17 protein-coding genes are annotated in these 17,585 nt (G+C 62.8%); 4 read left to right on the top strand and 13 right to left on the bottom strand.

Annotated features, from left to right (window positions below):
• Positions 1-9: 9 nt before the first annotated feature.
• Positions 10-675: a tetratricopeptide repeat protein gene (locus tag AC0L3N_RS02365; RefSeq protein WP_473545322.1), complete on the bottom strand. Its 666-nt coding sequence runs from the start codon at positions 673-675 to the stop codon at positions 10-12.
• Between the two features lie 295 nt (positions 676-970).
• On the opposite strand from AC0L3N_RS02365, the gene AC0L3N_RS02360 reads away from it, so the two are divergent.
• On the top strand, positions 971-1,987 hold the full coding sequence (locus AC0L3N_RS02360) for a polysaccharide deacetylase family protein (RefSeq protein WP_473545320.1): 1,017 nt from the start codon (positions 971-973) through the stop codon (positions 1,985-1,987).
• 16 nt (positions 1,988-2,003) lie between these two features.
• On the opposite strand, the gene sbmA is transcribed toward AC0L3N_RS02360, so the two are convergent.
• The 3 genes from sbmA to AC0L3N_RS02345 form a co-directional block, all read right to left on the bottom strand.
• On the bottom strand, positions 2,004-3,281 hold the full coding sequence (sbmA, locus tag AC0L3N_RS02355; protein ID WP_473545318.1) for a peptide antibiotic transporter SbmA: 1,278 nt from the start codon (positions 3,279-3,281) through the stop codon (positions 2,004-2,006).
• A 121-nt stretch (positions 3,282-3,402) separates the two neighbouring features.
• Positions 3,403-4,518, bottom strand: a complete 1,116-nt coding sequence (locus AC0L3N_RS02350; RefSeq protein WP_473545833.1) for a YbfB/YjiJ family MFS transporter — start codon at positions 4,516-4,518, stop codon at positions 3,403-3,405.
• A gap of 164 nt (positions 4,519-4,682) precedes the next feature.
• Positions 4,683-4,895, bottom strand: coding sequence for a hypothetical protein (locus AC0L3N_RS02345; protein ID WP_473545316.1), 213 nt, complete (start codon positions 4,893-4,895; stop codon positions 4,683-4,685).
• A 97-nt stretch (positions 4,896-4,992) separates the two neighbouring features.
• Between AC0L3N_RS02345 and AC0L3N_RS02340 the strand changes: the two genes are divergently transcribed.
• From AC0L3N_RS02340 to AC0L3N_RS02330, 3 genes are all read left to right on the top strand, one after another.
• Positions 4,993-5,907 carry a LysR substrate-binding domain-containing protein gene (locus AC0L3N_RS02340; RefSeq protein WP_473545314.1) on the top strand — a complete coding sequence of 305 codons (915 nt, stop codon included), beginning with the start codon at positions 4,993-4,995 and terminating at the stop codon, positions 5,905-5,907.
• 84 nt (positions 5,908-5,991) lie between these two features.
• On the top strand, positions 5,992-7,248 hold the full coding sequence (locus tag AC0L3N_RS02335) for an aminopeptidase (protein WP_473545312.1): 1,257 nt from the start codon (positions 5,992-5,994) through the stop codon (positions 7,246-7,248).
• Positions 7,249-7,293: 45 nt separating this feature from the next.
• Positions 7,294-7,650: a DUF488 domain-containing protein gene (locus AC0L3N_RS02330; protein ID WP_473545311.1), complete on the top strand. Its 357-nt coding sequence runs from the start codon at positions 7,294-7,296 to the stop codon at positions 7,648-7,650.
• Positions 7,651-7,708: 58 nt separating this feature from the next.
• On the opposite strand, the gene AC0L3N_RS02325 is transcribed toward AC0L3N_RS02330, so the two are convergent.
• The 9 genes from AC0L3N_RS02325 to AC0L3N_RS02285 all read right to left on the bottom strand — a co-directional run bounded on the left by AC0L3N_RS02325 (position 7,709) and on the right by AC0L3N_RS02285 (position 17,473).
• A complete protein-coding gene (locus tag AC0L3N_RS02325; protein WP_473545309.1) occupies positions 7,709-8,242 on the bottom strand; it encodes an NADH-quinone oxidoreductase subunit B family protein in 534 nt (177 codons plus the stop codon).
• An 11-nt stretch (positions 8,243-8,253) separates the two neighbouring features.
• Complete coding sequence (locus tag AC0L3N_RS02320) at positions 8,254-9,819, bottom strand: hydrogenase large subunit (RefSeq protein WP_473545831.1); 1,566 nt, start codon at positions 9,817-9,819, stop codon at positions 8,254-8,256.
• A gap of 14 nt (positions 9,820-9,833) precedes the next feature.
• Positions 9,834-11,282 (bottom strand): hydrogenase 4 subunit F, encoded by a 1,449-nt coding sequence (locus AC0L3N_RS02315; protein WP_473545307.1) that lies wholly within the window; start codon positions 11,280-11,282, stop codon positions 9,834-9,836.
• A complete protein-coding gene (locus AC0L3N_RS02310; RefSeq protein ID WP_473545305.1) occupies positions 11,279-11,941 on the bottom strand; it encodes a hydrogenase-4 component E in 663 nt (220 codons plus the stop codon). The genes AC0L3N_RS02315 and AC0L3N_RS02310 overlap by 4 nt, the downstream gene beginning before the upstream one ends.
• Entirely contained in the window at positions 11,941-12,897 is a 957-nt protein-coding gene (locus AC0L3N_RS02305; protein ID WP_473545303.1) for a respiratory chain complex I subunit 1 family protein, read from the bottom strand. Before AC0L3N_RS02305 ends, AC0L3N_RS02310 begins: the two co-directional genes overlap by 1 nt.
• A complete protein-coding gene (gene hyfB / locus AC0L3N_RS02300) occupies positions 12,888-14,906 on the bottom strand; it encodes a hydrogenase 4 subunit B (RefSeq protein ID WP_473545301.1) in 2,019 nt (672 codons plus the stop codon). Before hyfB ends, AC0L3N_RS02305 begins: the two co-directional genes overlap by 10 nt.
• Positions 14,903-15,214, bottom strand: coding sequence for a helix-turn-helix domain-containing protein (locus AC0L3N_RS02295; protein ID WP_123147004.1), 312 nt, complete (start codon positions 15,212-15,214; stop codon positions 14,903-14,905). Before AC0L3N_RS02295 ends, hyfB begins: the two co-directional genes overlap by 4 nt.
• A gap of 430 nt (positions 15,215-15,644) precedes the next feature.
• Positions 15,645-16,712 (bottom strand): ABC transporter ATP-binding protein, encoded by a 1,068-nt coding sequence (locus AC0L3N_RS02290; RefSeq protein WP_473545299.1) that lies wholly within the window; start codon positions 16,710-16,712, stop codon positions 15,645-15,647.
• Between the two features lie 35 nt (positions 16,713-16,747).
• Positions 16,748-17,473: an SDR family oxidoreductase gene (locus AC0L3N_RS02285; RefSeq protein WP_127314342.1), complete on the bottom strand. Its 726-nt coding sequence runs from the start codon at positions 17,471-17,473 to the stop codon at positions 16,748-16,750.
• Positions 17,474-17,585 lie beyond the last annotated feature (112 nt).

Genomic DNA, 17,585 nt, shown 5'->3' with positions numbered 1-17,585 from the left:
CGACATGCATTACGACACGCTGCCCGACCCACGGATCAGCTCGGACATCAACGTCGCCCGCTCGCGCGCGTTGCGCGGGGCCCCGTCATCCGAGGCGATCTGGTCGAACAGTTTCAGTGCGTCCGTCGCCTTGCCTTCCTTCCAGGCGGCAAGGCCGAGCGCCTCGCGCGCGGTATGGCGCAGCGGATTGGTGTCGGCGGTGAGCGTCTCGACGCGGCTGGAGACATCGGCGAAGGAACCGTGGTCGACGAGCAGCAGCGCTGCCCTGAGGCGCGCCATGTCGCGAAGGCCTGATGGAATGTCCGCGTCGGCGGCGACCTCGTCGAAGTCCTTGACGGCGGTGGCGACATCGCCCTTATCCGCCTTGACGGTTGCCGCGCGCATGCGGGCGAGCAGCGGATAGGCGCCGTAGCCATCGTTTTCCAACGCAGCGAGGGCAGTCAGCGCTTCGTCGCTCTTGCCCTCATTGGCAAGCTTCAGCGCCTGCGAGAAGGCGTCGCCCGAGCGATTGGCGCGAGTCTCGTCCCAATAGCGATAGCCGACGAAGGCGGCGGTGCCGACCACCACCAACACCGCGAGCGCAAGCAAGGCAGGACCAAAACGGTCCCATAGCGCATGCGCCTGATCGCGACGCATCTCTTCGTTGACTTCGCGGATAAAACTGTCGTCCGACATCTCAAAACCATCCTGCCCGCCCCCAGGGCGGTTTAGAGCGACGTGCGTCCATGGAAAGTACGCTCTAACACTTTGAATTTGCGCATCGCGCTTCCTGAAAATCAATTCTGCTTTTCAGGCCGATGCGGTAGCCCGCGTTTTAGCGAAATTTTGCCGGCATGGAAGGGGTTGGACAGGAAAATCGGCTAATCGCCGGACAGGCGACGCAAAGGTGACTGAAAGGGCGACCGCACGCGCGCCACATTTCGCCGATAGCCGGTGCTCGAGCCCTCCTTAAAATCCAGATCGGATGTCGATGCCTCGTTTGTCCCGCGTTGTTGCGTTCTCGATCGCGTCGCTTGCTGCAGCGGGCGCTGCTTTTGCCGATCCGCCCGCGGCGCCACCGCCGGCAAGGCCGAAGCAGGCGGTCATCATCTCGTTCGACAGCGCAAGCGATATTTCGCAGTGGAAGCGCAGCCGGGCGCTGGCCACGCGCACCGGCGCCCATTTCACTTACTTCGTGTCCTGCGTCTTCCTGCTCTCGCCGGAAACGCGCAAGGCGTACATGGCGCCCGGCAAGACATCGGGCAAATCCAACATCGGCTTTGCCGCCTCGAAACAGGACGTCGCCGACCGGCTCGAGCAGATAAACCTTGCCGTCTCAGAAGGCCACGATATCGGCAGCCACGCTTGCGGCCATTTCGACGGCAAGGACTGGAGCAAGGCCGACTGGCTGAGCGAGTTCGGTTCGTTCAAGCATATTCTCGAGAACGCCTATTCGATAAACGCTATTACCGCTGAACCCGCGGATTGGCGCGAAATCGCGCGCAAGGCGGTCGGCTTTCGCGCGCCCTATCTGTCGGCAAACAAGGCGCTCTACGAGGCGCTGCCAAAGGCGGGCTATTTGTTCGATGCGAGCGGTGTGTCACGCGGCCCTGCCCGGCCACCGACCCGCGACGGCATCACACGCTTTTCGCTACCGCAGATCCCGGAAGGTCCTGACACAAGGCGAGTGATCGCCATGGACTACAATCTCTATGTCAGGCATTCCGGCGGTTTCGAGCGGCCGAGCAAGGCGAACGAATTCGCCGACCGGACCTATGACGCCTTTCGCGCAGCCTTCGACTCTCAATACCAGGGCAAACGCATTCCGCTGGAACTCGGGTTCCATTTCACGCTGATGAATGACGGCGCCTACTGGAATGCGCTGGAACGCTTTGCCGGCGAGGTCTGCACCAGGCCCGACGTCGAGTGCATCAGCTATCGCGACTATGTTTCGCGGCGCGATGGCGGCCAAACGCAGGCGTCGGTGGGCGGCTGGATCCGGAAGTGACCGCCGCCCGCCACTGTTAGCTGACCGGCTGATCCTCAGGGCGCAAGCCGGCTCGCTCTCGCTCCAGATAGTCCTGGTCGATTTCCGGCAGCGGCGCACCTTCAAGCGTCGCCTCGAAGGCGCGCAGGCGCTTGTAGATGGATATCAGCTCGACGATAGTCGGCCAGGAATTCACGAGATATTGGAACGAAGTGGCGACTTGTGAAAAGGCGGTGACAATTTGCTGGAAAACGCCAAATGTTATCTTACCGATTGCCAAGGTTGGAACGAGAATAAGCGTAGCGAAGACGTTGTCGACTTGAAGGTATAGATAGCGGACCATGTCGAAATAGACATAGTGTGCATAGAGAGTGAAATAGTTCTTGCGAACATTTCTGAAAAGCTCGACCAACGTTGGTGGCTGCGCTCGCGCCGTATCGTCCTCACCGAGGACAAGTTCCTTGCGCAGAGCGGCTTCAACACGCTGATTACGAAATTCCAGCCCGGGCAGCTTGACGCCGACGACTGCCAACAAGCCGGTGCCAAACAACGACCAGGCGATCGCCGCAACAACCAACGGATAAGGGATTGCTCCGACTATTGGGAGAGTTGGAACATGGAGAGAAAGGGATGCCAGCAAGGGTAGAAAAGCAATCAGGGTCATGATGGAGTCGATGAAGTTCACTCCGAGCCCCTGCATTGTGCCCGAGAAGCGCATCGTGTCGTCCTGAACGCGCTGCGACGCCCCTTCGATATGGCGCAGCCTCGGCCAGTAAGCGGTAAAATAATCGTTCATCGCCGTACGCCAGCGGAAAACATAGTGCCTGACGAAGAAAACGTTCAGAACGGCAATGGTCATATAGACCAGGGCCAAAGACAGAAACTGCCATACTCCATAGTAAAGCTCGGCAGGCGCAACGGACCCGGGCGTGGTGAGCGCCTTCTGCACCATGTCGTAAAACATGCCACGCCAGTCATTGAGCGCCACACTTATCTGCACGATGAAATTGGTGACGAAAATAATCAAAGCAGAGCCAAGGATCGACCAGTTCTGCCAACGGTGTGGGGCATACAGCGACCAAAAAAGGTAGAATACGCCCATACCGGCGAAGAAATATGCGTAGAACCAGAGGAATGCCGGCGTCAGGAATCTTATTGGGCTGATGACGGGTGCGGCCCGCGGATCTACCGGCGGCATCCCAAGCATCGTGCCAAGGTGTTCGCCGCCAAAAAACCACAGGATAACCAGCAGAAGGCTCCAGACGGCCGCCGAGATGAAAAAAAGCTTCGGCTGCGGGAAGAAGGATACAAACACTGTGGGGAAATCCTCGGTCGATGCGCAAATCAGCGGCGTTGCTGTTCACGGGCATAAGGTCACACATCGATCGGAATGAAAATGGCCGGTGCGTGATGCCCGGCCCCGAGCAAGACCACAATCATGGCGATTTTGGAGCAGCCGACCAGGTGATCGCGCCGGAGACAAGCAGCACGGCGGCGGCCAGGATCGATGCAAGGAAGAAGTCGCCCGAGGCTTCGGCAAGCAGCCCGGCGACGATCGGACCGATGATCTGGCCGAGGCCGAACGAGGCCGTCATCAACGCCAGGATCCGGCGTGGCGCTTGCGGGGCAAGCTGCCTTCCGGTCTGCAGGCCGAGCGCGGTGATGGCGATGAAGGTCCCGCCAAGCAGAAATCCGCCGAGCAGCGGCCCAATGTGTCCGCCCATGGCGACGCTCGCGGTGACGCCGACCACCTCGACGAGGCACCCGAAGGCATAAGCCTGGTAGAGCCCGATCTTTCCGGCGATCTTCTGCCAAAGCCAGACCGAGGGAATCCCAGCAAGTCCGGTGACCATCCAGACCACGGCTTCGAAGACGCGGCCGCCGCCGCCTTGCCGGACGATGGCGACCAGAAACGTCGCTGTCACAATGTAGCCGAAGCCGAACAGTCCGTAAGCGACAATGATCTTCGTCAGCGAGCGGTCCTTCGGCAGCGCCGGTTCGCGACCATCGGCGCCGTTGGCGGTCGCAGTGCTGCCGAGCAGCAGCGCCACGACGGCAACGGCGCAGGCTGAGATCGCGGCCGACCAGAACCAGCCCGCCGGCCAGCCGGCATGCCCGGTGACGAGGATTGCCATCAGCGCTGAGGACGCCGCTATGCCGAGACCGACGCCGCCGAAATGCAGCGCCTGCAGATCGTTTCGGCCGGCCGCGGTGAGATGGCCGAAAACGATGCTGGACATGAACACCAAGACAAAGGCGCTGGCCACACCGGCAAGAAAGCGGATGACGAGAAAAGCCACCATAGTACCGGCCAGGCCCATCACCCCGGTGAGGACTGCGGTGGCGGCAAGACCGGCCAGCATCAGCAGGCGCTCGCGACCGTGCGCCCAGCCGCCGACGGCCGCAAACGCACCGAAGAGATAGCCGAGATAGTTGGCGGATGCGATCCAGCCGGCATCCGCCGGCGACAGGCCAAGTTCCTGCATCATGCCGGGCAGGATCGGCGTGTAGACGAATCGGCCGATGCCCATGGCAACGGCTAGGGCAATCATGCCGGCGAAGGCGAGACGCAAAGGGGATGGCAAAGCGGTTTTCATTGCCGTGCACAATAGGTGCACGAGCCTGTCAAACAATCCGCTTGTGTTGGGCCAGAACGGCTCGCAATGGCTGTTGGCCAGAGTCCACCGCAGAGGGCCGGCCCGCTAAATCTGTTTCATCAGCCGCAGCCGATCTGCCCGGTGCCCGTCTCGCAGGCAGTGCGCCGGGCCGTCAGCCTGAACGGCACGTCGCCGAGTTCACGCTCCGACATGGTGTCGAGCACAGGATGCGACAGCGGATCAATCGCCCATCGGGTGCTCTCGCTTTCATACGACCGGCTTTGCTCTGTGCCGACAACGGAAAAGCCCCTGAGCAGTGATAAAATCTTCATCGGATTTTCCTCGATAGGTCTGCTTATTTCCTTAAAATCTGCCGTCCGGCCTTATGTTTCAATTGAGATTTCAACCGTCCCGGTTTAGAAAAACTGTATGGCTATGCTGAACCGCGTCCACCTCAACGGCCTGCGCGCCGTGGAAACCGTCGCCCGCCTGGGATCGCTTTCGGCTGCGGCGAGGGAACTCAACGTGTCCGCCAGCGCCGTCAGCCAGCAGGTCAAGCGCACCGAAGAGCAGCTCGGCCAGGCGCTGTTCGAACGAACGACGAGTGGCCTCTTGCTGACCGAATTCGGCACCGTCTTCACCGCGCGGCTCGGAGCTGGGTTCCGCGAGCTCGCCCAAGCCGTGGCGCTCGCCGACGAGGCCTCCGAATGCACGCTGGTGGTTTCGGTGGCGCCGGCTTTCGCGTCGAAGTGGCTGCTGCCGAGGCTGTCACGTCACTTCGCCCAGCATCCGAATGTGCTTTTGCGCATCGACGCCTCGGTGCGGATTGCCGATCTCGACCGCTCGGACATCGACATCGCCATCCGGCTTGGCGACGGGACGTGGCCGGGTGCGCGGGCGGAATTGCTGCTAGCGCAGGAGGTCTTCCCGGTCTGCGCCCCGGTGATCGCCGACAAACTGAAATCGATCGAAGATCTTGCCCTGACCTGCGCGATCACCGACGAACGGGCGATGATCAGTTGGGAAAGCTGGTTCGAGGCCGCCGGGGTTAAGCCGATCACCTTCCTCAAAGGCGCGCGCTTCACCGACCCGATGCTGTGCCTGGAATCGGCGATCGCCGGCCACGGCGTCATGCTCGGCTGGCAATTGCTGGCTGCCGACGCGCTGGCCGACGGCCGCCTTGTCGCCCCCTTTGGCGTCCGCGCCCAGAGCGGGCTCGGCTATTGGCTGGTGACCTCCGCCACCAAGACCGAAAGCCGTAAGGTCAGGGATTTCAAGGTCTGGGTCCGCGAAGAGATAGCGGCGACCATGGCGCATTTCGGGTCGCTCGCCGCCGCGAACTGAACCCCCCGCGTGCAATCGCGGTGGAAAGGAGAGCAGTGCGGGTCTATGTAAGAACCAGACCCCCACATCACGGCAGGCAGGACCATGACCACACATTCGCGCGGCGTTTCCGCAACGATCGACCCGGTGAAGCTCGACAGGCTGGCGGAAGTCGCCATCAAGGTCGGGTTGCAATTGCAGCCAGGACAGGACCTGGTGCTGACATCGTCGATCGCAGCACTGCCTTTGACGCGACGGATCGTCGAGCATGCCTATAGAGCCGGCGCCGGCCTCGTGACGCCGATCTTCAACGACGACGAGATGACGCTGGCGCGCTTCCGCTATGGCGCCGATGCCGGCTTCGATCACGCCGCCGGCTGGCTCTATGAGGGCATGGCGAAGGCCTTCGCCAACAATGCGGCGCGGCTGGCCGTGCGCGGCGAGGATCCGTCGCTGCTGTCGGCACAGGATCCGGCGAAAGTGGCGCGCGCCAACAAGGCGAACTCGATCGCCTATCAGCCGGCGCTGGAGAAGATCACCGGCTTCGACATCAACTGGAACATCGTTGCCTACCCCGACCTGGCCTGGGCCAGGCAGGTGTTTCCGGGCGATACCGACGACGTCGCCGTGGCGAAGCTCGCCGACGCCATCTTTGCCGCCTCACGGGTTGATGTGGACGACCCGATCGGCAACTGGAAGGCGCACAATGCGGCTCTGCGCAGCCGCACCGAATGGCTGAACGGCCATAATTTCCATGCGCTGCATTTCACCGGACCCGGCACCGATCTGACCGTCGGTCTGGCCGACGGCCATGAATGGATGGGCGGCGCCTCGACCGCCAGGAACGGCGTTACCTGCAATCCGAACATCCCAACCGAGGAGGTTTTCACCACGCCGCATGCAGGGCGCGTCGAAGGCCATGTTACGAGCACCAAGCCGCTGTCCTACCAAGGCACGCTGATCGACGGCATTGCGGTGCGTTTTGAAGGCGGCCGCATCGTCGAGGCGAAGGCTAGCCGCGGCGAGGATGTGCTGAAAAAAGTGCTCGATACCGATGAAGGCTCACGCCGGCTCGGTGAGGTCGCGCTGGTGCCGCATTCCTCACCGATCTCGAAGAGCGGTCTGCTGTTCTTCAACACGCTGTTCGACGAGAATGCCGCCTGCCATATCGCGCTCGGCCAGTGCTATTCGAAGTGCTTCGTCGACGGTGCCTCGCTCAGCCAGGACGAGATCGCGGCCCGTGGCGGCAACAAGAGCTTTATCCATATCGATTGGATGATCGGTTCGGACAAGATCGACATCGACGGCGTCGGCAAGGACGGCAGCCGCGTACCGGTCATGCGTAAGGGCGAGTGGGCGTAAGGAGCCGCCAGCAAGCCGTCTTGGCGGTCAACCCCGGAGTTGACGATGAAACTCGATATCAAGGTCAAGCGCATCTACGAGCCGCCCTCGCCTGGCGATGGGCAGCGGGTGCTCATAGACCGCGTATGGCCGCGCGGCGTCCGCAAAGAAGACGCCGCGCTGACGCTATGGCTGAAGAACTTCGCGCCAAGCGATGAATTGCGCAAATGGTTCGGCCACGAGCCGACGCGTTGGATGGAATTCCAGCAGCGCTATCGCGGCGAGCTCGACAGGAACAGCGATGCGGTCGGCCAGCTGCGCGCCCTGCTCGACAACGGCCGGGTGACGCTGCTCTACGGCGCCCAGGACGAGCTGCACAACAACGCAGTGGCTTTGGCTGACTATCTGCGTCTGAGGGGCTGAGGCAGCGCGCACGCTGCCGGCCGTTCGCCGGTATAGCGGTGCTTTTTCGATATCAACCTCAGGGGGCAGCAGTCTTTGCGTTCACCCTCTCAAGCAACGCTAGTAATCCCTTTAGAATTTCGATTGGCGATGGCGGGCAGCCCGGAATGTGCAGATCGACAGGCAGTACCTCCGACACGCCGCCCACGACTGCATAACTCCCGGCGAAACAGCCACCGTTCATGCCGCAGTCGCCAAGCGCGACCACCCATTTGGGATTGGGAGTTGCGTCATAAGTCCGTTTCAGTGCCTCGCGCATGTTTTTGGTGACCGGCCCTGTGACAAGCAGCACATCGGCATGGCGCGGCGACGCGACGAACCGGATTCCGAAGCGTTCGACGTCATAGAAGGCATTGTTGAGCGCATGCATTTCGAGTTCGCAGCCGTTACAGGAACCAGCGTCGACCGCCCGGATCGACAGGCTGCGGCCCAGTCGCTTGCGGGCAGCGCCGTCTAGCGCGCGCGAGAGTTCGTCGATCGCCGTCTGGCTCGCCTTGGGCGGACGCTCTGTGAGTGGGGGCCGTGTCAGGCCTTCAAAGAGGTGCTTGCGCATGGCGGAATGCCTTAGAGATCGTGACCGGAGTAGGAACAGTTGAACGATTTGTTGCAGAGCGGAAAGTCGGCGACAATGTTGCCCTCAACGGCCGCTTCAAGCAGCGGCCATTGAAACCATGACGGGTCACGCAGGTGACAGCGCTCGACCATACCGCCTTCGCCAATGCGCAGCCAGGCCAGAATGTCGCCCCGGAACCCCTCGACCAGCGCCATGCCTTCACGCGGCCCGCCTGTCTTGGTGACGCCTGTCTGGGCAACGCTCGCCTCGGCGACATCGACGCGGATCGGGCCGCCAGGCAGCCTTTGAAGGATCTGCTCGGTCAGCGATAAGCTCTGCTCGACCTCGCGGATGCGGATCCAGACGCGCGCATTCACGTCGCCCTCCTGAAGGAGAGGGACGTCGAAGGCCAGTTCGTCATAAGGCGGGTAGCCTGGACTGCGCCGCGCATCGAACTCTCGGCCGGAGGCGCGGCCGACATAACCGGCCGCTGCGTATTGCCGGGCAAGGGCCGGCTTGAGCCGGCCGGTCGCGACGGTCCTGTCCTGCAGCGACGCCGTGTTGTCGTAGAGTTCGATCAAATGAGGGAACCGCTGCCTGATCTCCGTGACCACAGACCGGACCGCGGCCGTCCCCGCCTCGCTCAGGTCACTTGCCACCCCGCCAGGCACGATGCGGTCGCGCATCAGGCGATGTCCGAAGGCCGCATCGTCGGCGCGCAAAACCCGTTCGCGCAGCACGCCGCAATGGGCATGCATGAGCACGAAGGCGGCGTCATTGCAGATGGCGCCGATATCGCCGAGATGGTTGGCAAGACGCTCGAGTTCCGCCATCAGCGCCCGCAGCCAGACGGCACGCAAGGGCACTTCGACGCCGAGCGCGGCTTCGACCGCGCGAGCAAAGGCCAGCGAATACGCCACCGTGCTGTCGCCGGACGTCCTCCCCGCCAGTTTGGCCGCGCGCTCGACAGGCGAACCTGCCATCAGGCCTTCTATGCCCTTGTGCACGTAGCCGAGACGCTCTTCCAGCCGGACAACTATTTCGCCGCTTGCCGTGAAGCGAAAATGCCCCGGCTCGATGATGCCGGCATGCACGGGCCCGACCGGGATCTGGTGCAGGCTTTCGCCTTCCGCGGGAAGGAAGCGGTAAGAGGCCATGGCTGGCGCATGAGCCGGCACTGCTGATGCTTCCGCCGCCGATGCCCCCGCTGCCAAGGGATGACTGACGCCCCATTGGCCGTGATCGAGCCAGCGGCGTGTATCAGGAAGCCCTTGCGGCAGCAGCCCGAACAGATCCGCGGCGGCGCGCTCGAGGCGCAGTGCCGGCGGATGCCGCTGGCCGACCGATGGGTAGCGGCCGCCGGGGCATTTCAGGCTGATGACGCCGATGTCGGCCGCGTCGAGAAGCGCCATGTGGACGGTCTCCGGCTCGCCCCAAAGACCGAGCAGGCTCCAGCGGCCCTCGGATAGCTGCTCGACGGCAAGGTTCCAGGTTGTCGGCGCCACCATGGCGCGGCGCCAGGGGGCGTGGTGTTCGACAGGACGGCCGGCCTCGATGAGGTCGATCAGCGCGGGCATCTTTCTTTTGCGCTTCATCCCAGGATGTCCGCGACGTGCTGGAACCACGTGACCAGAGGTGCCGGCAGGTAGATGCCGGCGCCAAACACCAGGGCCAGGTGGGAATACATCGGCACGTAGGATGCCTCGACGGGCGCCGTGCTGCCGCGCGGCTCACCGAAGGCGACGCCGGTCAGCCGCAGCAGCAGGGCGCCGAAGGCGATGAGAAGCCCGAACACCAGGGGGATCGCCAGAAGCGGCTGTCTTGCAAATGTCGAGCTCACGACCAGGAATTCGCTCATGAAGATGCCGAGCGGCGGCAGGCCGGCAATGGCAACGACGCCGATGACCAGCGCCCAGCCAAGCCCGGGATGGGTTTCCGTCAGCCCTCTGATGTCGGCGATCTTTTGTGTTCCCTTGACCTGCGCGATGTGACCGACAGCGAAGAAGATCGCCGACTTGGTCAGGCTGTGCATGACCATGTGCAGCAGGCCGGCAAAGTTCGCGAGCGGGCCGCCCATGCCGAACGCGAACACGATGATGCCCATGTGCTCGATCGAGGAGTATGCGAACAGACGTTTGATGTCGCGGCGGCGGTAGAGCATGAATGCCGCGAAGATGAGCGAGGTGAGCCCCATCGCCACCATCAATGGTCCCGGGGCTATCGCCTCCGGGCTTGCGGCGAGCAACAGCTTGAAGCGCAGCACGGCATAGAGCGCGACGTTCAGCAACAGGCCCGACAGCACCGCCGAGATCGGCGTCGGGCCTTCGGCATGCGCATCGGGCAGCCAGGCATGCAAGGGCGCGAGGCCGACCTTGGTGCCGTAGCCGAGCAGCAGAAAGACGAAGGCGACGTTAAGCAAAGCCGGGTCGAAATGCGCCGCCTGTTCGATGAGCACCGTCCAGACCATGGCGTCGGTGCCCTCGCCGACGACCGGTTGTGCAGCCATGTAGACGAGGATGGTGCCGAACAGCGCAAGCGCGATGCCGACGCTTCCCAGGATGAAATATTTCCAGGCGGCCTCCAGCGCTTCATGCGTGCGATAGATGCCGACCATCAGCACGGTGGTCAGCGTCGCAAGCTCCACCGCCACCCACATCAAACCGATATTGTTCGACACGAAGGCGAGGTTCATGCCGAACATCATGATCTGGTACATCGCGTGATAGAATCGCAGGTTCGGCGCGGTCAGCCGGCCGGTCTCCAGTTCGTGCGCAATGTAGGACGCGCTGAACACGCTGGTGGTGAAGCCGACGAATGTGTTGAGCACGATGAAAACGATGTTGAGATCGTCGACGAGCAGGTATTGGCCTGGCTGCGGCCGATCGGTGACGAACAGCGACAGCGCGGCGAGCAAGGTCAGGAAGCTCGCGGCGACATTCAGGCCTGCCGACATCCGGTAATTCGGCAGCGCCGCCAGAAGTGCGGCCGCGCCGACGGGTATCAGTAGGATGGCGGCCACCGCGTCGAAGGGAGCGGTCAACGGCGTTCTCCCCTGTAGTCGTCGAGCGCGCCGACATCCACCGAGTCGAACCGCTCGCGGATGCGGAACAGGAAGACACCGATGACGATGAAGGCGATCAGGATCGAGAAGGCGACGCTGATCTCGACGACCAGCGGCATGCCCTTGGCGCCGGTGGCGGCCAGCACCAGGCCGTTCTCGAGCGACATGAAGCCGACAACCTGGCTGACGGCGTTGCGGCGGGTGACCATCACCAGCAGCCCCAGCAATATTATCGACAGCGCGAAGGCCAGGTCTTCGCGGGCGAGCGGGTCGGCTTCGGGCGTGACCCGCAGCATCAGCACCATCGACAGAGCCACCAGACCGATGCCGGCAAGCATGGTCGGACCGATGCCGACGGCGGTCTCGATGTCGCGATGGATGCCGAGCCGCTGAATGATGCGATGAAGCCCGACGGGAATGACGATCGCCTTGAAGATGAGGGCGATCGCCGCGGTGACATAAAGGTGATGAGCGTCTTGGATATAGGCCTGCCAGGCCACGGACAGAGCTAGGACGACCGCATGAAGCGCAAAGACGTTGATCAGCGCAAACAGGCGATCCTGGTACAGCATCATGAAACTGACCAGCACCAGGCCGCCGGCGAGCAGATGAGCGATGTCAAAGGTGAGACCGTTCATCAAAGGCTCCGTGAGACGAACAGCAAGAGCGTGCCAAGCAGTGCCAGCATGAGGGCAGCGCCGAGGAAATCCGGGACGCGGAAAACGCGCATCTTGGCGATGGCGGTCTCGAACACGGCAAGCAGAATGCCACAGGCGGCAAGTTTGCCGATGTAGACAGCGACGCCCAGAGCATAAGCCCCTGGTCCGGCTCGAGCTGTCACCAGCCCCCAGGGAATGAAGACGCAGGAAATCAGCGAGACATAAAGCAGCAGCTTGAGGAAGGCGGCGAACTCGATCATCGCCAGATGGCGGCCGGAGTATTCCAGCACCATCGCTTCGTGAACCATGGTGAGCTCAAGATGCGTCGCCGGATTGTCGACCGGTATACGGGCGTTTTCGGCGAGCGCCACCATGACGAGAGCGATCAGCGACATGCCGAGCGAGACCCGCAGGCCGACATCCGGCGAAGCCATGACGGCGGCGACGGTGGAGAGTTGCGTCGCGCCGGCGACGAGTGCCAGGCTGAACACGATCAAAAGCATGGCGGGCTCGGCCAATGAAGCGATCATCACCTCGCGGCTTGCGCCGATGCCGCCAAAGCTCGTGCCGACATCCATGCCCGCCAACGCCAGGAAAAACCGCGCGCTGCCAAGCAGCGCGACAATGGCGATGAGATCGGCGGTCCAACTGAAGGTGAGGCCGGTTGCGAATGTCGGGATGAGCGCGGCGGCGACCCAGGTGGCGGCAAAGATCAGGTAGGGTATGACGCGAAACAGCCAGGATGCGTTGTCCGCCAGGACGACCTCCTTGCGCATCAGCCGCAGGAGATCGCGGTAGGGCTGGAACAGCGAAGGTCCCCGGCGGCGCTGCAGTCTCGCCTTCACCTTGCGCACGAAGCCGGTCAGCAGCGGTGCCAGCAAAAGCACCAGCACCATCTGCGCGCCCTGGACGGCCAGTTCAAGGATCAGGGCCATAGCGCGAGCACCAGAAGCAAGGTGACGAGGTAGAGGAAGACCAGGGTCAGATAGCGCCGGATGGTCAGGAACTGCAGATGGTTCAGCTTCTCGGTCGCATAGCCGACAGCGCCAGCGATCGGCTGGTAAAAAGTCTCCCAGATCACATCGTGGATTTCCACGGTGAGGCGCGCCGGGGCGGTGGCGCCCGGCGGCGGTATTTCCACCTTTTCCCGGGCACGGAATGCGAATGTGCCGAAGACGCGGCGAATGGGCTGCGCGAAACTGACGGCCGTATATTGCGCGGCCGGCGTGACGTCGGGAAAGCCGCAACCCCATGCGGGGCCGCGACGCAGCGCATGCGAGGCGAAGCGGTGAATGACGAACGCCGCAAGCGATGCGGAGATTGCAATGAACACAAACACCAGCAGGCCGTTGTAGGAGCTGCGGCTCTCGGCGATCGGCACGATCGACAGCCAGGGCTGCGCCATCTGCACCGGCATGCGGCTGCCGATCAGCGAAAGCGTCACCGGTGACAGACCGTCTATGATCAGGCCCGGCAGAATACCGGCAAGCAGACAAAGGGCCGCGAGAACGAACATCGCCGCCAGTGAGTAGCGGTCGACCTCCTCCGCCTGCTCCACCGCCGCGGAGCGTGGCCGGCCGAGAAATGTGATGCCGAACGCCTTTACGAAACAGGCGGCGGCCAGCGCCGCCGACAATGCCAGCAGGCCACCGACAGCGGGCACCATGACCTTCAGGCCCCATTGCGGCAGATCGGGGCTCTGCAGGATGGCCTGGAAGGCCAGCCATTCGGAGACGAAGCCGTTGAAGGGCGGAAGTGCTGAGATCGAAACGCAGCCGACGAGAAAGACAAAACTGGTCAGCGGCATGCGATGGATAAGACCGCCAAGCTTCTCCATGTTGCGCTCGCCGGTCACAGTGAGCACGGCGCCCGCGCCGAAAAACAGCAGGCTCTTGAAAAAGGAATGGTTGAGAACGTGAAACAGTGCTGCGGTGAGCGCCAGTGCCGCGGCCGACGGCATCGCATTGGCCTTGAAGGCGAGCGCAAGGCCAAGGCTAACGAAGATGACGCCGATGTTTTCGATGGTGCTGTAGGCAAGGAGCCGCTTGAGATCCTTTTCCATCAAGGCGTAGAGGATGCCGAGCACCGCCGTCAGGCCGCCGAGGAAAAGCACGACGACGCCAGACCACCATGCCGGCTCACCGAGCAGGTCGAAAATGACGCGTATGAAGCCATAGACGGCGACTTTCGTCATGACGCCGCTCATCAGGGCCGAGACATGGCTGGGCGCCGCCGGATGAGCAAGCGGCAGCCAGACGTGGAGCGGGACAAGGCCGGCCTTTGAGCCGGCGCCGAGTAGCATGAGAACCAGGGTGGCGGCAGCGACGAACCGGCTTGGCCCGGCGGCTCGCATCGCGTCGAATGTGTAGGTTCCGTCCGGTCCAGCCAACAGGCCGAAAGCGAGCAGCAGCGCCAATGTGCCGAAGCTCGCCATCACCAGATAGATGTAGCCTGCCCGTGTATTGTCCTGTTCGCGATGGTGCGCCATGACGAGCGCCCACGAGGCGAGCGACATGAACTCCCAGGACAGCAGGAAGGTAAAGGCGTCGTCGGCCAGCACGACAAGATTCATGCCGGCAAGAAAGGCCGGGAAAAACGGCAGCACCCGGTGCGGCGCAGGTTCGTGATGGCCGTGGCCAAGCCCATAGAGGCTAGCTACCGCGCCGCCCAGATTGACGACAACCAGAAAAAATGCCGACAGCGCGTCGAGACGGAAATGAGCGCCGATCCACGGCAGTCCGAGCGGCAGCGTAACAGTGGATACGCCGGCAGGATCGCCTGTTAGCCCCGCTGCGGCGATCGCGAACATGACGGCCGAGATGCCGAGGATTGCGCCATAGACCAGATGCGTCGCCGAGCCGCGCCGACTGACGGCGACAGCCAGTACGGCGGTTCCCAAAAACGCGGCGACACCCCACAAAAGAAGGGCAACGATCGACGTCACGGCAGGCCCCCGCCGACCTCGGCTTCGGCTTCGTCGGCGCCTGAAATCCTGGCTGGATTGAGCCCCGCCTTCAGCCGCACGCCCCGTCCGCCAGCCTGGCTGGTCGCGCCTTCCCCGATCAACTCGATGCCGGCAGCCTCAAGTGCTGCAATCAATTTCATCAACGAATCGACATTGCCCCGGATCATCGCCTCGCTGGCTTCCATGCGCTGAATCGTCGGGACCGAAAGGCCGGACAATTCGGCAAGCCTGCGCTGGTCGATACCGAGCAGTGCCCTGGCGGCGCGCAATTGTGGTGCAGTTATCACCGGCGACCCTTCGGCTCAGCTTTGAGACATGATGTCTCAGCGTTACAGCATACATTGAAATGTTCTAACGTCAATTACTGACGTGTGAGGCATCTATTTGCCGACGACCCAGCGCCCCCCTTGGATGAGATGACGGGCGAACATCCGGGCGTTCCCCGCAATCAAACCAAGATGGCGGGGCCGCTGACATAGGAAGGCCATAGGTCGTGGCCGCGCGGCCCGCGCTAAAGATATCGCAACCGGATGCAGCGGCGAATACTCTCCTCTGGACCATCGCCCGGAACCCGGAAGCAAAGATTCTCTCGACGTGGAAGACGCGGCGGCTGCACCATCTCCTTAGGCAAAGAGTGCAGCCACCCTGCAACGGCTGCTCACGCGTGCAGTTACTCAGTCGCCAGCGCGATGGCCGGGCGCGGCACCGCGAATCTGCTCAGGCGACACGCAGTTCCGTGGCCGCATCGAAGAGGTGCACCTTGCCCGGCAGTACCGAAAGGTTGATCGCGGCGCCGGCGTTGCGGCGCTCGTCACGCGGCACCACGGCGACGGCGTCGTATCCCGCCACACGCAAATGAATCTGGACGTCCGCGCCGGTCGTTTCGGACAGCACGACCTCGCCTTTGATCTCACCCGCATCCGAAATGCCGAGATCGTGCGGCCGGACGCCCATGATGACCTTTTGGCCTGGCTTCGCCTTGATCTGCGGCGAGAGGCCGATGGACACGCCTTCGGCGACGAAGCGAGGACTGCCGCCCGCCGTCTCGACAGCGCCGGCGATGAAGTTCATCGACGGCGAGCCGATGAAATCAGCGACATATTTCGAGTTCGGGCGCTCGTAGACCTCGTCGGGCGTGCCGATCTGCATGATCCTGCCGGCGTGCATCAGCACGATCTTGTCGGCCATCGTCATCGCCTCGATCTGGTCATGGGTGACGTAGATCGTGGTCGTGCCGAGACGATTGTGGAGTTGGCGGATTTCCACGCGCATATGCGTGCGCAGCTTGGCGTCGAGGTTGGAGAGCGGCTCGTCGAAGAGGAAAACGGCGGCATTCCGCACCATGGCGCGGCCCATGGCAACGCGCTGGCGCTGGCCGCCCGACAGTTCCTTGGGATAGCGCCCGAGGTAGGGCGTGAGATTCAGGATTTCCGCCGCCCATTCGACCTTCTTCCTGATCTCGGCCTTTGGCACTTTCGCCACTTCCAGACTGAAGCCGATGTTGTCGAACACCTTCATTGTCGGATAGAGCGCGTAGTTCTGGAACACCATCGCGATGTCGCGATCGCGCGGGTGAACATCATTGACCCGCCTGTCGCCGATCAACAGGTCACCGTTGGTCACGCTCTCAAGCCCGGCTGTCATGCGCAGGAGCGTGGTCTTGCCGCAGCCAGACGGCCCAAGAAGCACGACGAACTCGCGGTCAGCAATGCCGAAGGAGATGTCCTTCATCACCTCGACATGCCCGAAACTCTTGGCGATGCTCTTATATTCTACGGTGGCCATTCTCTATCTCTTTCCGGACGCCCGGATTCGGGTCGTCAGTATTTCTGCCTGGTCGGCGTGATGACGATTTCCTGCACGAGCGCGTTCTGCGGCATCTGATAGGTGTGCAGCATGAGGTCAGCGACGTGCTCCGGGCCGATGCCGCCGCCGATCTTGAGCTTGTTGGCCTTGTAGTTGGCGAGCGTCTGCGGATCGAGGACGCCGCTCAGAACTTCGGTTTCGATTACACCGGGCGAAAGCACGACCACGCGGACGTCATAGTCGGAAAGATAGTCGCGCAGCGATTCCGAGACGGCGTGAACGAAGAATTTCGTCCCGCAGTAAACGGTATGATCCGGATAGACCTTCCGGCCAGCGATCGAACTCATCATGAACAAGGTCCCATGACGGCGCTCCATCATGCCCGACATCACGGCGTGGACCGAATTCAGCACGCCTTTCGTGTTGATGTCGATCATCTCGTCCCATTCCTCGGGCGGCTGGCGGCCTATGTCGGCAAGCCGCGCGATGCCGGCGTTGGCAAAGAGCATGTCGACCGGTCCGTATTCGGCTTCCGCCTCTTTCACGGCGGCTGCGATTGCGGCGCGGTCCCGGACATCGACCTGCCGGGCCATGCTGTCGGGCAGGTTCAGCGCCTCCATACGCTCCAGACGGCGGGCCATCATCAGAACAGGGTGGCCGGCGCGCGAAAACACCTTGGCGACCGCCTCGCCGATACCAGAACTCGCTCCTGTCACTGCTACGAGCTGTTTTCCAGCCATTGCTTTTCCTCTTGGGAATTATCGATACCCGCGGTGGGGGGGGGGGGGGGGGGGGGGGGGGGGGGGGGGGGGGGGGGGGGGGGGGGGGGGGGGGGCGGGGGGGGGGGGGGGG

The sequence above is a fragment of the Mesorhizobium sp. WSM4807 genome (genome assembly GCF_055811615.1).
The sequence above is the reverse complement of the archived record's forward strand: the minus strand, read 5'-3'. Positions and strand labels throughout refer to the sequence as shown.

Bases quoted from the DNA above. Each gene is read 5' to 3' on its own strand.
- AC0L3N_RS02365 (WP_473545322.1), bottom strand. From the start codon at position 675: ATGTCGGACGACAGTTTTATCCGCGAAGTCAACGAAGAGATGCGTCGC.
- AC0L3N_RS02360 (WP_473545320.1), top strand. From the start codon at position 971: ATGCCTCGTTTGTCCCGCGTTGTTGCGTTCTCGATCGCGTCGCTTGCT.
- AC0L3N_RS02350 (WP_473545833.1), bottom strand. From the start codon at position 4,518: ATGATTGCCCTAGCCGTTGCCATGGGCATCGGCCGATTCGTCTACACG.
- AC0L3N_RS02345 (WP_473545316.1), bottom strand. From the start codon at position 4,895: ATGAAGATTTTATCACTGCTCAGGGGCTTTTCCGTTGTCGGCACAGAG.
- AC0L3N_RS02340 (WP_473545314.1), top strand. From the start codon at position 4,993: ATGGCTATGCTGAACCGCGTCCACCTCAACGGCCTGCGCGCCGTGGAA.
- AC0L3N_RS02335 (WP_473545312.1), top strand. From the start codon at position 5,992: ATGACCACACATTCGCGCGGCGTTTCCGCAACGATCGACCCGGTGAAG.
- AC0L3N_RS02330 (WP_473545311.1), top strand. From the start codon at position 7,294: ATGAAACTCGATATCAAGGTCAAGCGCATCTACGAGCCGCCCTCGCCT.
- AC0L3N_RS02325 (WP_473545309.1), bottom strand. From the start codon at position 8,242: ATGCGCAAGCACCTCTTTGAAGGCCTGACACGGCCCCCACTCACAGAG.
- AC0L3N_RS02320 (WP_473545831.1), bottom strand. From the start codon at position 9,819: ATGCCCGCGCTGATCGACCTCATCGAGGCCGGCCGTCCTGTCGAACAC.
- AC0L3N_RS02310 (WP_473545305.1), bottom strand. From the start codon at position 11,941: ATGAACGGTCTCACCTTTGACATCGCTCATCTGCTCGCCGGCGGCCTG.
- AC0L3N_RS02305 (WP_473545303.1), bottom strand. From the start codon at position 12,897: ATGGCCCTGATCCTTGAACTGGCCGTCCAGGGCGCGCAGATGGTGCTG.
- AC0L3N_RS02290 (WP_473545299.1), bottom strand. From the start codon at position 16,712: ATGGCCACCGTAGAATATAAGAGCATCGCCAAGAGTTTCGGGCATGTC.
- AC0L3N_RS02285 (WP_127314342.1), bottom strand. From the start codon at position 17,473: ATGGCTGGAAAACAGCTCGTAGCAGTGACAGGAGCGAGTTCTGGTATC.